General features: G+C 54.6%; 12 protein-coding genes. 3 read left to right on the top strand and 9 right to left on the bottom strand.

The window, feature by feature from the left end; all coding sequences use genetic code 11:
• Window positions 1-74: 74 nt before the first annotated feature.
• Window positions 75-1,823, bottom strand: coding sequence for a methyl-accepting chemotaxis protein (locus ACR9FF_RS28780; protein ID WP_435167364.1), 1,749 nt, complete (start codon window positions 1,821-1,823; stop codon window positions 75-77).
• 290 nt (window positions 1,824-2,113) lie between these two features.
• Here ACR9FF_RS28780 and ACR9FF_RS28775 point away from each other — a divergent pair, with 290 nt between their 5' ends.
• Entirely contained in the window at window positions 2,114-3,019 is a 906-nt protein-coding gene (locus ACR9FF_RS28775; RefSeq protein WP_435167361.1) for a hypothetical protein, read from the top strand.
• Window positions 3,020-3,091: 72 nt separating this feature from the next.
• Here ACR9FF_RS28775 and ACR9FF_RS28770 read toward each other — a convergent pair whose 3' ends face one another.
• The 5 genes from ACR9FF_RS28770 to ACR9FF_RS28750 all read right to left on the bottom strand — a co-directional run bounded on the left by ACR9FF_RS28770 (window position 3,092) and on the right by ACR9FF_RS28750 (window position 8,234).
• On the bottom strand, window positions 3,092-3,790 hold the full coding sequence (locus ACR9FF_RS28770; protein ID WP_435167358.1) for a 5-oxoprolinase subunit PxpA: 699 nt from the start codon (window positions 3,788-3,790) through the stop codon (window positions 3,092-3,094).
• Window positions 3,787-5,268: an amidase gene (locus tag ACR9FF_RS28765; protein WP_435167355.1), complete on the bottom strand. Its 1,482-nt coding sequence runs from the start codon at window positions 5,266-5,268 to the stop codon at window positions 3,787-3,789. Before ACR9FF_RS28765 ends, ACR9FF_RS28770 begins: the two co-directional genes overlap by 4 nt.
• A 112-nt stretch (window positions 5,269-5,380) precedes the next feature.
• Window positions 5,381-6,664 (bottom strand): cytosine permease, encoded by a 1,284-nt coding sequence (locus ACR9FF_RS28760; RefSeq protein ID WP_435167352.1) that lies wholly within the window; start codon window positions 6,662-6,664, stop codon window positions 5,381-5,383.
• Window positions 6,665-6,754: 90 nt separating this feature from the next.
• Complete coding sequence (locus ACR9FF_RS28755) at window positions 6,755-7,405, bottom strand: GntR family transcriptional regulator (protein WP_201002567.1); 651 nt, start codon at window positions 7,403-7,405, stop codon at window positions 6,755-6,757.
• 265 nt (window positions 7,406-7,670) lie between these two features.
• Window positions 7,671-8,234 (bottom strand): FAD-dependent oxidoreductase, encoded by a 564-nt coding sequence (locus ACR9FF_RS28750; RefSeq protein WP_201002565.1) that lies wholly within the window; start codon window positions 8,232-8,234, stop codon window positions 7,671-7,673.
• Between the two features lie 206 nt (window positions 8,235-8,440).
• Here ACR9FF_RS28750 and ACR9FF_RS28745 point away from each other — a divergent pair, with 206 nt between their 5' ends.
• Window positions 8,441-8,917, top strand: coding sequence for a MarR family winged helix-turn-helix transcriptional regulator (locus ACR9FF_RS28745; protein WP_174806578.1), 477 nt, complete (start codon window positions 8,441-8,443; stop codon window positions 8,915-8,917).
• Window positions 8,914-12,108, top strand: a complete 3,195-nt coding sequence (locus ACR9FF_RS28740; protein ID WP_435167347.1) for an efflux RND transporter permease subunit — start codon at window positions 8,914-8,916, stop codon at window positions 12,106-12,108. The genes ACR9FF_RS28745 and ACR9FF_RS28740 overlap by 4 nt, the downstream gene beginning before the upstream one ends.
• Window positions 12,109-12,173: 65 nt before the next feature.
• Here the strand turns inward: ACR9FF_RS28740 and ACR9FF_RS28735 are convergent, their stop codons facing one another.
• The 3 genes from ACR9FF_RS28735 to ACR9FF_RS28725 all read right to left on the bottom strand — a co-directional run bounded on the left by ACR9FF_RS28735 (window position 12,174) and on the right by ACR9FF_RS28725 (window position 13,853).
• Window positions 12,174-12,710, bottom strand: coding sequence for a chromate transporter (locus ACR9FF_RS28735; RefSeq protein WP_127496139.1), 537 nt, complete (start codon window positions 12,708-12,710; stop codon window positions 12,174-12,176).
• Window positions 12,710-13,276: a chromate transporter gene (locus ACR9FF_RS28730; RefSeq protein ID WP_435172238.1), complete on the bottom strand. Its 567-nt coding sequence runs from the start codon at window positions 13,274-13,276 to the stop codon at window positions 12,710-12,712. The genes ACR9FF_RS28735 and ACR9FF_RS28730 overlap by 1 nt, the downstream gene beginning before the upstream one ends.
• A 94-nt stretch (window positions 13,277-13,370) precedes the next feature.
• On the bottom strand, window positions 13,371-13,853 hold the full coding sequence (locus ACR9FF_RS28725) for an Lrp/AsnC family transcriptional regulator (protein WP_127496138.1): 483 nt from the start codon (window positions 13,851-13,853) through the stop codon (window positions 13,371-13,373).
• Window positions 13,854-14,038: the final 185 nt, after the last annotated feature.

The raw sequence follows: 14,038 nt of genomic DNA, 5'->3' as shown, positions 1-14,038 counted from the left end.
TTATGAAAAAAGCACCTCCATGCAGCCGGTTGGCTTGCTGGAGGTGCTTTTTGCTTGGCTTTTGGTTTTGGCTTTTATTCCGTCTTGAACGTATCGATCGCTTTGTTCAGTTCGGATGCGAGGTTGCGAAGCTGCGCGGACGAGCTTGCCACCTCCTGCATGGAAGCGAGCTGCTCCTCGGAAGCCGCGGCTACGCGCTGGGACTGGATGGAGGATGCTTCGGCTATATGCTCCAGCTGGTCAAGCGAAGCCGCGATCTCCTCGCTGCCTGCCGACATTTGCTCGGAGGCCGCGGACACTTCCTGAATTTGCGCGGATACCTGGCGGATAGCCTCATGGATGGAACGGAACGATTCGCCTGCCTGATGGGAGACGGAGCTGCCTTCGCGGGCGCCTTCGGCCGCTTTTTCCATCGAGACAACGGCTTCGCTTGTCCGGCTGCTGATGCCGCTCAGGATTTCGCTGATTTGATCCGATGACTCCTTCGAGCGTTCGGCCAGCTTGCGGATCTCCTGGGCAACAACGGCAAAGCCTTTGCCATGCTCGCCTGCCCGGGCTGCTTCAATCGATGCGTTAAGAGCGAGCAGGTTCGTCTGCTTCGATACTTCGCCAATCATCTCGAGAATGGAACCGATCTGGCTGTTCATTTGCTGCAGCTCCTGCATGACGGTTACCGTTTCGCCGACATTTTGCTCAATCACCTGCATTTGGTTGACTGTCCGGTTAATAACCGTATCGCCGGCATTGGCAAGCTCGGAAGCGTCGGTAGCCAGCTCGGATACGGAAGCGGAGGATTCCGCAATCCGCTGGATGCCAACGGTCATCTCGTTCATCGCGCGCTGGCATTCCTGGAAGCTTTGCAGCTGCGTATCCGCTCCGGCGGCAACCTCTTGAATGGCGTGAGCGACTTCTTCGGTAGCACGCGAGGTCTGCTCGGCGCTTTCCTGCATGATGGAGGATGAGCCTGCAACCTCGCCCGCGGTAGACCGAATATGGCTGGCCAGCTGACGAAGGCTCGCGATCATTTCATTAAAGGCATGGGAAGCCTGGCCGATCTCGTTGCCCGTAGTGACCGGTACCGTGACGGTCAGATCGCCTTTTGCGGCAAGGGCGGCTACTTGGCTGAGACGCTTCAAAGGCCTTATGGCATATCGCACGATCAATACGATGAGGATAATGGCGATCGCATCGCAAGTAATCCCGACGTTAAGGACCTGCCACATTCTGCGGTCGAGCTCCGCTTGCACGTTGTCATAGTCGAAATCGGCTCCAAATATCGCAACCGTTTTATTGGAGTTGTCTTTGATGGCCATCAGATAGCTGACCCAAGTTCCCATTTCGTCTTTGTAGGTAGCTACTCGGGCAAAGCCGTCTTTCATCGCTTTATCGTAGCCCTTCGCAAATGCCGGTGACAGCTCGTAGGGAGTGCCCGGCGTAAGTCCAGCCTGCGTAAGAGCTCCGGTACCCTGCAGCGTGGTGAGATAAGTTTTGCCGTCTTTTTCAAGCTTATCCGGTTGCAGAACATAGACGTTGGAGACTTGGTCGTTGGAGTTCATGGCTTCCAAAAATAGCGATAGATTGTAAAATTCCGTGGAGCCCTGCGTTTTTCCTTTATTCAGCTGCTCCTGCGCAGAGGTAATCAGGTCGATTTTGGCGCTGGTAATATTGCCAAGGGTGTTGACCGTACGGGACATTTCATCGAAATAGGCATCTTTCTGATTGTTTGTCGTCATCGATACCATTGCCCCGATAGTGGCCAGAAACAGAAGGGCGAGCACAACGGAAAGGACGAGCGCTAAACTGGTTTTTCTCTTCTTGAACATTCATTATCCCTCGTTCTTTATGTAGTTGATCGGCTGCCTGAGCAAAGATGTCTTCATCTTATAATCAACTATAACAGCCATATATTAGGTAAGTTCGCGAGGCCATGTTAGAAAAGTATTTGGCATCGGTACTTACTCTTTTTTTCGGCGAATGGGGACCCGGAGTTTAGTTCTGAGACAATTCTAATCTTTGGCAATCTGCTAATTAATAGCGATGTTCAAAATCTGTTCATAGAAGAGAGATACAATGGAAGCGTAATTGTAAATCCTGGATGGAAAGGCGGAATGTTATGCGTAGAAGCAAAGCGATTGCGGCAAGCCTGATGGCCCTTACCCTGGCGCTTGGAGGAGGATTGGCGTACGCGGCCGGCTCCGACTCGTCTGCATCGGCTTCCTCTTCTGTGGCATCGGATCAGGCATCGTCGTCCGGAGTGCAGCAGGATAAGCACGGAAAATTTGCCGGCAAGCGCAGCGGATTTGCCCAGCTGGCGGGTCTGGAGAGCAAGCTGGCGGATTATTTGAAGCTGTCAGCGGAAGAGCTTAAGACTAAGCTTGAGACGTCTACCTTGGCTGAGGTTGGAGCGGCGCAAGGCATTAGCCGCGAGGATTTGAAAGCGAAGCTGGTGGAATGGATCGACGCTGCGGCAGCGGCCGCGCCGAAGAAGGATGATACGGCGGCAGCAGGAGATGCGGTCAAAAAGCCGGATAGCTCGGCTATTGCCGATAAGCTGCTGGATTCGAAAGGGTTTGCGGCAGCCGGGAAAGGCTTTGCGGGCAAAGGGCATGGGCATGGCGGCGCTAGCGCATTTGGCGATAAGGAAGCGCTCGCCAAGCTGCTCGGATTAACGTCGGCGGAGCTTAAAACGGCACTGAAAGACGGTCAGACACTTGCCGCTATTGCGGACAAGCAAGGCGTAAGCGTGCAAAGCGTGATCGACCTAGGGGTAAACGCCGTGAAGGCCAAGCTTGAGGAGGCGTTCGCGAGCGGCAAGCTTACGCAGGAGGAGTACGATGCAAAGCTGAAAGCGGTCACGGATGAGGTGACGAAGCAAGTAAACGGCGAGTGGGAAGCGCCTAAAGGCGTACGCGGCGGTTTTGGGGGCGGCGCCCACTTCGGCGGCGGTCACGGCGGCAAGCTGCAAGGCGAAGCCGGCAAACAGGCAGCGCCGGCGGCTTCAAGCTCGACCATGGCTTAATAGAATCGCCACGTGTAGAAGAGATAAAGGGACAGCCCCGTCGTAACGGGGCTGTCCCTTTATTTATGCATGCTACGTGACTTGGTCCCGAATCGCGCCCATTATGGCCGGAGCACCTGGTGTGTCGCTGTGCACGCAGACCGTGCCAATATCAGCGTAGGCTGGATTTTCCAGCATTGCGGCTACGCGTGCCGAGATAGCCGCGGGCGATCCTATCTCGCCGAGCGTCCAGCCGAACATCTTAACTTTGCCTGACGGATAAGGACGGTCCGCAAAATATTCGTTTACGACGCGCAGTCCCGTCCTTGCCGCGCTAGCCGCCGTTTGACTGCCCGGCAGAGTGTACACTTGAAGGGAAGGCTGAAAGGCGTGAACCGCCTGAACGAAGGCATCGGAAAGCTTTTTGTCCTCCGCTGCCATCATATAGAGCGCGCCGTGCAGCTTCACGTGTGCCATCTCCATGTCCTCCGCTCGGAGGAACGCTTCAAGCGCGCCAAGTTGATAAAGCGATATGTCATAGACTTCCTTCGGCGACATTTCCATGTATCTGCGTCCGAAACCGCTCTTGTCGGGCAGTCCGATATGAGCCCCGACGCGAACGCCGCAGGCTTTGGCGAGGGCTACGGTCTCGCGCATGATGCTGGCGTCGCCGGCGTGGAAGCCGCAGGCGATATTGGCCGAGCTAATAAGCGGCATCATTTCTTGGTCGGCCCCGTATTTGTAGATGCCGAAGCTCTCGCCCATATCGCAGTTTAAATCGACTGGTCTCACAATACCGGTTCCCGTCTTGGGGATGCCTGCTGCTCGTAGGCGTAAGCGAAACGAAGAAGATCGCTCTCCGCGAACGGCTTGCCGACCAACTCGAAGCCTACGGGAAGATGGGCGGCGAAGCCTGCCGGAACGGACATTGACGGAAGTCCGGACTGCGAGGCAATGACCGTATTCGTCGGAAACGTCAGGCAGGTCCATTTTTGGGCATACAGCTCTTCGCGTGTCGGAGGCAGTACGCGAACGGTCGGGTAGATCAGGAAATCCACGCCTTGCTCCATCATCAGATGGACGATCGCGCGGCGGAACTCTTCCTGCCGAATCCGTTTGCGGTAATAGGATCCGTCGCCCTCCGGCTCTTCCGGACCGCCGTTAATGTCGTGGAATAAATCGTTCATCGGATGGAAAAGCTCCGCATCATAGATTTCCTTGAAGCTCTTCACCGGTGCATGGGGACGCTTGGACAGGAAGGCGTTGATATCCTTCTTCGACTGCGTAGTGTACAGCGAGGTGTCGGCGATCCACTCCTCCATTCCGGGAATGGTTAAGCCTTCGATAACCTCGACGCCGCTGGCTTTCAACCAGGAAACGGCGGCTCTGACCTGCTCGTTTACCGGCGCGCAGTCCGGATCGCTATCGGGCCCAAACGCGTCCGAGAGTACCCCGACCCGATATTGCTGCATGGACGCTCCTTCAAGCGCGGCTTCGTATCGGCCTTTATCTGACGTGTAGGCAACCGCTGAGGTAAACGCGTCGTTCTCGTCGAAGTCGACCAGCACGTCCATCAGCTTCGCCGCATCCTTGACCGTACGGGTAATGGGACCCGGCGTATCCTGGAAATGGACAAGCGGGGAAAACCCGTTCCGGCTGATCAATCCCGTCGTAGGGCGAAGGCCGAATAAGTTATTGAAGGAGGAGGGCAGCCGAATGGAGCCTCCCGTATCCTCGCCTACGCCGATTAATCCGAAATTGGACGCAATGCCGGCGCTTGTTCCGGCGCTGGAACCGCCGGACTCGCGGTCGAAATCGTACGGATTTTTCGTGTGGTCCGTCACCGAGGAGAAGGAGAACCAGCCTGCCGCGAAATCGCACATGCTGGTCTTTGCCAGAATGACCGCGCCGGCTTCCCGAAGCTGCTTGATAATTGTTGCGTCATGCTCCGGCACATAGGCTTCGAAAGCCTTGGAGCCAAACGTTGTTACGATGCCCGCCGTCTCGGCTTGATCCTTCACCAGCACGGGCACGCCGTGCAGCGGTCCCTTCATCATTCCGGTCTCCGCGAAATACGCGTCAAGCTGCTTCGCTTCCTCAACCGCCCGCGGATTCACGGTGACGATGGCTTGAATGCTTGGTCCTTGCTTGTTGTATGCTTCGATTCGATCCAGGTACCACTCCACTAATTGGGAGCCGGTAACCGTATTGGTCTTCAAGGCGTCATGGAACGAAGAAACCGTTGCTTCCTTAAACGTAAAAGCGCTCATATGATCAACTCCGATAATGGTGTAAGTACGATACTCGTATGCTACAATGACAATAATGAATCTCCTTGGCAGGAGACGCGTTGGCAGACGCGCCTCGTGCCGCTTACGCCCCTTATCTTCTCGCGGTAACCGATGGCGATGCGACGACGGACGACTTTTTGGAAATAAGCCAATAAGCAGCGGCCGATACGAGCATCCCGGTAATGGCGGTAGACTGACTTGGGAATTGATAATTGACGATCAACGCGGCTGCGGAGCCGATACCCCAGGCAAGGAAAGGCTGGTAACGAATGTCGGTGTCGATGGCAGTCGACGTACGTCGCGTAACCAGCTGATCCATCAGGATAATGGTGCCGATCGGCGGCACGATAACGCCGAGGAGATTCAACCAATCCACGAAATAGTTCCAGATGCCAAGCGCGGCTGCGACAATCCCGATAATGCCGAGGATGATCGTCATCGTGCGCATCTTGGTACCCGTGATATGCGACCAGCCCACGGCACCGTTATAGAGGCAGTGGGAACAGACCGAACCGAGATTAACGAATAAGAAAATAACCGCGATCCACGTCACGGCGCCGCCCTTGCCGACGATGACCCCAAATACGTCGCCGGAACCGGTAAGCGTAGCAGCCGCAATGATCCCCCCAATCACCATCGCGATCAGGTTCGCAACCGGGAACGCCGCGAAGGTTGCGATGGCCGCGTGCTTGCGGTTTTTCGCCCATCGGGTAAAATCCGCCGTCATGGTCCCGGAATCCGCGAACAAGGCGAATACCAGCGTAACGGCTACCCAGAATGCAATCGGAGATTCCGCGTTGCCGGCATAGCTTGCGACCGCATGCCCGTTCTTAGCGGCCTCCGAGACGGAATAAATGCCGAGAATGAGGAAAAGCGGTGCCGATATCATGCCAATGATGGACAAAGCCTTAATGCCAAGCAGCGTAAGCGCCACATAGAAAATGCCGGCGAGCACTACGATGAGCACCGTACTGACGTCGAAGGCGCCGCTCATGCTGACGCCGGTTAATCCCGTCTGTACGGCGAACCAGCCAATGACAAGCGTGGACAGAAGCGCGGATGAAACCATGTATCCTTTGCGACCGAACGTCCTTGAGGCTTGCAGCGAAAAGTTGTTGCCGTCCTTTGCGCCAAGCATGCTCAGCAAGCCTACGTAAGCGAATAACAGCACGTTGCCAAGCAGCATGGCGAGGATGCCGCGTTTAAATCCTAACCCGTGAACGAGCGTCGCTCCGGTTACCGCTCCCGTAATGATCATCGGAAAGCCTACCCAGATCGACGTGACGGACAACAGCGACTTCCGTTTATTCAGGGGTACCGCCGAATGTTCATACTCGCTTTCAAAGAGCTCCTGGTCGACCGTTGATTGCGTCATTCCCTCTACACCTCCGTTTAATAACTACTTTTATTTTGCTTCCGTAAAGCACCGCTTTTATGTCATGCTCAACCACCCCCTTAACGTCATTTACGGTTTATTTGCAAGAGCCTTGGTTACGACCTCGCAGGTATAATTCAAATGTTCCGAAATTTTCTCCAACAATACCGGCAGATTGCGATTGCGGATAAGATCCAAAATCTCGCCGTGCTGGACCTGCGCTTCCTGGAAGTCCTCGACCGAGGACGAGTAAATGGTCATGTAAGGCTCTACCTTATCCCACACGTTCCTGATCAGCTCGAGCAAATGCGAGGATTCCGAGCATTGATAAAACCGCATATGGAACAGTTTGTTCAGCGTACGCCATTCCTTCACGTCGATCTTCGGATTAGCCATCGTGTCCAATATGTCCTCCAGAACGCCGATATCGTCAGGTGTGGCGCGCGAGAGGGACCACTCTGCAGCGAGCAGCTCCAATCGCAGCCGGATCGTAAATACCCGCTGAACCTCCTCTACGGACAGCTCGTTAACGGTCACGCTGCGTCGTTCGAACGTAACAAAACCTTCCGCCTGCAATTTACGCAGCGCTTCCCGTACGGGCATGGTGCTTACGCCGAAGGAATCGGCCAATGTGCGGATCGAGATTTTTTTTCCTGGAGGAATGACGCCAAGCGCGATGCGCTGCCTTAAACGGTCGTACACTTCATAGTTCACGGAAGATACTTCAATGGTTTCTTTCATTAGGGTTCTCCACCTTAGATATGTGATATGTGATCACACTTAATCGATAAGCCTATTATGACGAGTAGCGGTCGTTACGTCAATATAATGAATAGCAATTGTTTCGTATATGCGTCTAGCGGTTAAAGACTGGCTAGAAGTGGCCGAATACGGGAAATAAGCCGCGTTTAAGGCATCTAATAGAGGGAAGGCGATCAACTGCGGCAAGCGATAATCGCACAAGAAAGGACGGAGCAGAAGCTGCTCCGTCCTTTTTTTCGCTTATTCAGGCTTTCAATACGTCGTGGTCGACGTAGCGCTCGCCGTTCAGCTCGCTGATGATGTTGATTGCCACTTTGGCGCCGTCGCCTGCAGTGATAACCGCATGAACGCTGACGCCTGCAACCGTACCTGCTGCCCATACCCCAGGGATATTGGTGCGGCCCGCCGGATCCACATCCGCCACGGTTTTGATGCGCGGCTCCGTGCCCGGTTTTGTCGCTACGCCAATATGCTGCGCCAGATCAACCAAAGCGCCGGTTGCCAGCAGCACATGCTTCGCCTCGTACGTTCCCTGGTCCGTTACAACGGACAAGCCGCCTTCGATTGGCGATACGCCCGTAACGGTCTCTTCTTTTAACTCTGCGCCAAGCCGGACGGCTTGCTTCTTGCCTGTATCCACTAGATCGGGGCCGCCGATCTCGGTAATGCCGTAATAATTCTCGAACCATGCCCGTTTGGTCATGCCTTTGTTGTTCTCGAGCAATAACGTTTGTTTGCCCGCTTTTGCCGTAAAGATTGCTGCGCTTGCACCGGCAGGACCGGCGCCAATAACGATGATATCGTACATCATTCCAGCCTCCTACGTAACATTAGTAAGTTTCACCAATATTATAAGTCCGGCCGATGGGGACAAGCAATCGCTCCAGCTTTTTCATAAAATTTTCAAATTAATGGCTGTATTTTGGTTGACCGAAGACTAATCCTTTTGATATAGTTCAACTATCGAATAGTTCAACAATGAAACTAAATAATTAAGACGAGAGGAATACACCTATGGTTATAGACAACGAAATGCTGGGGCAGATCATCCGCCGATACGAAGGGGCGCATTTTACCGTTGAACGCAGGCTGACGGCCATGTTCCGCGATTTGATGCCGGAGGATCTGACTTTTGATCAATCCTCGACGCTGCGTTATTTGCGCACTATGGGGGTGTGTACGTCTACCGAGCTTGCGGATGCCTTTTGCGTAGGCAAAAGCTCGATTACCGCCATCATTACGCGCTTATTCGATAAACAGCTGCTGGAAAGAATGCCGGACGAGAAGGACCGCCGCGTCACGCTGCTTCGGCTGACCGACGAAGGCATACGGATGGCCGATGCGGTGGAACGCAAGATTCAGGAGCTGATCGCGAAGTATTTGCAGCATTTTGACCAGCAGGAAGCACTTGCGTTTATTGAGACTTATGAGAAGCTGGCCATGGTTATGTCACAGCCGCTGGGAGATGGAGAGGAGCTAGAGAAAAAATGAAGACGGTAATCAAAGCAAGATGGATTCTGCTTGTTGTCTGGATCGCGGTAATGGTTGGGCTTATGCTAAGCGCACCCAATATGCAGGACCTTGTCCGCGAGAAAGGGCAGGTGAATGTGCCCGACGGCTATTCCTCCACAATCGCTGCTGACATGGAGAAGGCAATCGGCACGAAGGACGCCGGTGGCGGCGGTGCCTCTACGGTACTCGTTTTCCATAAGGACGGCGGATTATCGGATGATGATCTGGCCAGCATACAAGGCGGCATCAACAAGCTGAAGGAGGAAAAAGACGAGCTGCGCATCACTTCGCTGACCACGCATTTCGATACGCCGGAGCTGGCTAAGCAAATGGTGGCGGAAGACGGCTCCACCGTGCTGGCGCTCGTCAACGTGAATCTGGACGGAGCGGAACTTGCCGAGGTTCGCGATCATTTGTACGACGCGCTTAAAGACGTCAAGATTGAGCACTATTACACGGGCAACTGGCTTATTTCGGAGGACGTTGTCACAAGCTCGCAGGAAGGGCTGAAGAAAACCGAATTTATTACCGTCGGCTTTATTCTTATCATTCTGTTCGTGGTATTCCGTTCGGCGGTGGCGCCGATTGTGCCGCTTCTGACGGTTGGTTTTACTTACATGGTGACGCAGTCCATCGTTGCTTTTCTCGTCAAATACATGGACTTCCCGCTCTCCAACTTTACGCAGATTTTCCTCGTTGCCGTATTGTTCGGGATCGGGACCGACTACTGCATTTTGTTGATCAGCCGGTTTAAGGAAGAGCTGTCGCACCGCGGCGGCCATATTCCGGAATCGATTGTCGCTACTTACAAAACAGCAGGCAGAACGGTGCTTTTCTCCGGCTTGGCCGTACTGGTCGGCTTTGCCTCCATTGGCTTCTCGACCTTTATTCTATACCGCTCCGCGGTGGCGGTAGCCGTCGGGATCGCCGTGCTGCTGCTGGCTTTGTTTACGATCGTGCCGTTCTTCATGGCGACGCTTGGGCCTAAGCTCTTCTGGCCTTCGAAAGGCTCGCTGGAGCATAAGCCGAGCGGCTTGTGGGGAGCGGTTGGCAGCTTCTCGCTGAAACGCCCGATCTGGGCGCTCGTTATTTTGGCGGTGCTGGTTGTGCCTTTCCTTACCGCATACAAAGGCTCCTTGTCATTTAACTCGCTCGACGAAATTGGCGATAAATATGATTCGGTCAAGGCCTTTAACATCATTGCGGACAGCTTTGGTCCAGGCGAATCGCTGCCAACGACGGTTGTCATGAAATCCGATAAACCGCTGGATACCTCTGACGGACTTGCGGCGCTTGAGCAGATCAGCCGCGAGCTTGGCAAGGTTGACGGCGTAAAAGCGGTCCGCAGCGCAACGCGCCCGACCGGCGATGCAATGGACGATTTCCTCGTGTCGGACCAGGTCGGTACGCTGGAGGACGGACTTGGGCAAAGCAATGACGGGCTTGGCAAAATCGGCTCCGGGCTCTCCGACGCCAGCTCCGAGCTGAGCAAAAACGGGCCAAAGCTGAACGATGCGGCGGCCGGCGCCGGCAAGCTGGTGGATGGCACCAATGCGCTGAAGAGCGGCATCGACCAGCTGGGTACCGGGCTAAAGCAGATTGAACGCGGTCTGCAGGACGGTTCGGCGGGAGCCAAGGAATTAACGGCCGGGCTGAAGCAGGCCCGGGCAAGCGCCGATCAGCTAGCGGCTGCAAGCCGGGATCTGCTGAAGGGCTACCAGCAGGCGGGCGGCGGATTAACGCAGCTTACGCAGGCTTATCAGTCGGTTGCATCCGAGCAGGCGAAGCTTGCGGACGGATTGTCGAGTCTGGAGCAAGGCATTTCGGGACTTAGCGCAACCCACCCGGAGCTGGCGGAAGATGCGGCTTACCAGCAAGCGTTAAGCTCGGTGAAGCAGCTTGGGCAGCAAGCTTCCGGTCTAAGCGGGCAGATGTCCCAGCTTAATGCCCAGCTTACCGGCGTGAGCGGCGGGCTGGACAAAGCAAATGCCGGCTACAAGCAAGCCGCTGACGGGCAAGCGGCGCTTGCGGCGGGACTCGCCAAGCTGGCAAACGGCATTTCCGATCTGCAAAAAGGCATTGAGCAGGCGGCGAACGGCCAAGGCCGGATCGTCTCGAAGCTGCCTGGCGTTACGCAAGGTCTGGATCAGCTGTCGAATGGGCAGAAGGAGCTGCAATCCGGCTTTACGGAGCTGAACAGCCAGCTTGGTCAACTGACGGATGGACTGGATCAAAGCGTCGACGGCTTGACGCAAGTGACGGACGGACTGTCTTCGGCGAAAGGGTATTTGAATGAGCTGTCTTCCTCGCCGAACAAGCAGATGACCGGCTGGTTCATTCCGGATGAAGCAATTAAGAATGACGACTTCCAACAAGCGCTGAACGTTTATTTGTCCGAAGACCGCAAATCGGCGAAGTTTGACGTCGTCTTCAGCGGCAACCCGTACGAAGAGGAAACGATGTCGCGGATTGATGATCTGGAAGCGGCCGTAGGACGCGGCGTGCAGGGAACTCCTTATGACGGCCACGTTACTTACGCGGTTGGCGGCGTCTCCAGCATGAACAACGATCTGAGCAATATTTCGAACGCGGACTATTCCCGTACGGTTATGCTCATGATTATCGGCATCGCGATTATTCTCATTATCTTGTTCCGTTCCGTCATCATGCCGCTGTATATGATCGCTTCGCTGCTCGTGACGTTCTACACGTCGATGGCAATCACCGAAGTCATCTTCGTCCGCATACTGGGGCATACCGGCATCAGCTGGGCGGTTCCGTTCTTTGGCTTCGTAATGCTCGTGGCGCTGGGTATCGACTACAGCATCTTCCTGATGGACCGCTTCAAGGAGTACCGCGATCAGCTGTCTCCAACCGAAGCGATTCTGGCGGCGATGAAAAACATGGGCACCGTCATTATGTCGGCAGCCGTTATTCTGGGCGGTACCTTTGCGGCGATGCTTCCTTCGGGGGTTATGTCGCTCCTTCAGATCGCCACAATCGTGCTTTGCGGCTTGTTCCTGTACGCGCTGGTGATGCTGCCTCTGTTCATTCCGGTTATGGTGCGGATGTTCGGCAAAGCGAATTACTGGCCGTTTATGAAAGAGGATGGTGAACGTAATGTTCCTCTGAGAGGGCAAGAGGTCCATACGCATTCTAAAGATATGTAAAAAAAGCGGCTGCGCCTGGGATAACCCTGGCACAGCCGCTTTTTCTATTGGCTTGCTTCGTTTGATTAGATATGCGCCAGCACCGTACCGCCGTAAACAAAGGCGATACAGATGACGATGGCGGGATGGATCTTTTTGCGCTCCATCAGCCAGTAAGCCACGGCCGCAATGCCAAGCGTCTGCCACAGGTTGGTGGAATGGATCGACGTATCGACCATCTGCCAGGTGAGCAGCACCATCATGATGGCGACAACCGGCTGAACAAGCAGCGTCATTCCTTTCACAATCGGGGACTGGCGGTGCTTCTGCAGCAGCTTAAGCAGGAAAATCAGCGCTACGGCGGAAGGGATGATCGTAGCCGCAAGCGCAAGGACGAGGCCGGGCCAGCCGGCAACGTCATAGCCGATAAACGCGGCGATCTTGGTCGCGATCGGTCCCGGCAAGGCGTTGCCCAGCGCAAGAATATTCGAGAATTCGGCATCGTTCGTCCAGCCGTAGTGCGTAACGATCTGGTTGTACATCAGCGGGATGGAAGCAGGACCGCCGCCATACCCAAGGACGTTGGCAACGAAGAAGCCGATAATAAGGTCAAGCCAGTCCATTATTCGCCGCCTCCCTCAGAGCGTACGCGCCGTTTGCTTTTCCACTTGGCAACCCAGCCTGCCGCCTTGAAATGGACCGCTCCGTACGCAAGAAAGGCGACGATAACGATCGCATCCTCAATATTAATAATTTGAAGAAGGAGAAAGGCGACCGCAAACATGGCGAAGCCCATCCATTTGCCTAGTCCTTTGACGGCACGGTTCGCGAATTCGTAAGCCATAACGCCAAGCATAACGGCAATGACCGGAATAACGGCGGAGATCATCCCTTGAATGACGGCCGAACCGCTCAAATATTGGACCACCGACAGCAACGCGATCATGGCGATGGCCGAAGGCAGGATGTGGGCAAGAACGGAGACGACAGCGCCAAGCCAGCCCTTGCGGCGGTAGCCGAGATAGGCGGCCATTTTGGTGGCGATCGGTCCCGGGAGAGCGTTAGCCAGCGCCAAAATTTCGGCGAATTCATCATCGTCGATCCAATGATAGCGGGTAACGGCTTCATAGCGGATAAGCGGAATAACCGACGGTCCGCCGCCATAGCCTAATACACCGGTTTTGACCATGGCCCACACGATGTGGCCGTAATCGGTTAAGCCGGAAGGTCTTCCGGTTTGAGGCGGGCTCTTGCCCGGCTCCAAAGACGTTGTTGTTTGCATGCTACAGCCTCATTCCCATCCGACTTTTGTATCGGTTAATCAGCACCTGGCAGTCAACGCCCATAATGCCGGGCAGCGGGTACAGCTTCTCCCGCATAAAGGTCTCCATTTCCTGATTGCTCGTAAACAGTCCGTGCATATGCAGCTTGCTTGGGCCGGTCATATGATACAGGCTGGTCACAACCGGTTCGTCGGCTAAGCGGTCCGCGGCTTCATGAAGATATTTGGGCTCTACCTCCACGTTAAAAAAAGCGCTGACCGTAATGCCGATTTTCTCCGGATTAATAACGGCGGTGAACCGCTCGATGACGCCCTCTTCCATTAACGTATTGATGCGGGCCTGCACGGCGACGCGGGATAAGCCGATATCTTTAGCCAGGTCGGTGTAAGAAATTCTGCCGTTTTGATGCAGGGCAGAAATGATTTTGCGATCGATTTCGTCGATCTGTACGTTCTCGATTGGACTTGAAGTGCGGTGCTGCATGCTTAGTCTATCTCCTTTCTATTGCTTCTGTATATGCAAAAGGTATGTAAAATCGAAAGATTCATTACTATATGCATAAATATATAGCGTTTTTTGTTCATCATCAACAAAAATCGTGGGAATGGCTTTCTTTTTCGTTGCCGGAGGCATGGGGGCGTGTTATGTTGAATCTATAAGGATAGTAA

It is taken from the genome of Paenibacillus glycanilyticus (genome assembly GCF_051200795.1).
In the GTDB taxonomy this organism is placed as follows: Bacteria; Bacillota; Bacilli; order Paenibacillales; family Paenibacillaceae; genus Pristimantibacillus; species Pristimantibacillus glycanilyticus.
The sequence above is the reverse complement of the archived record's forward strand: the minus strand, read 5'-3'. Positions and strand labels throughout refer to the sequence as shown.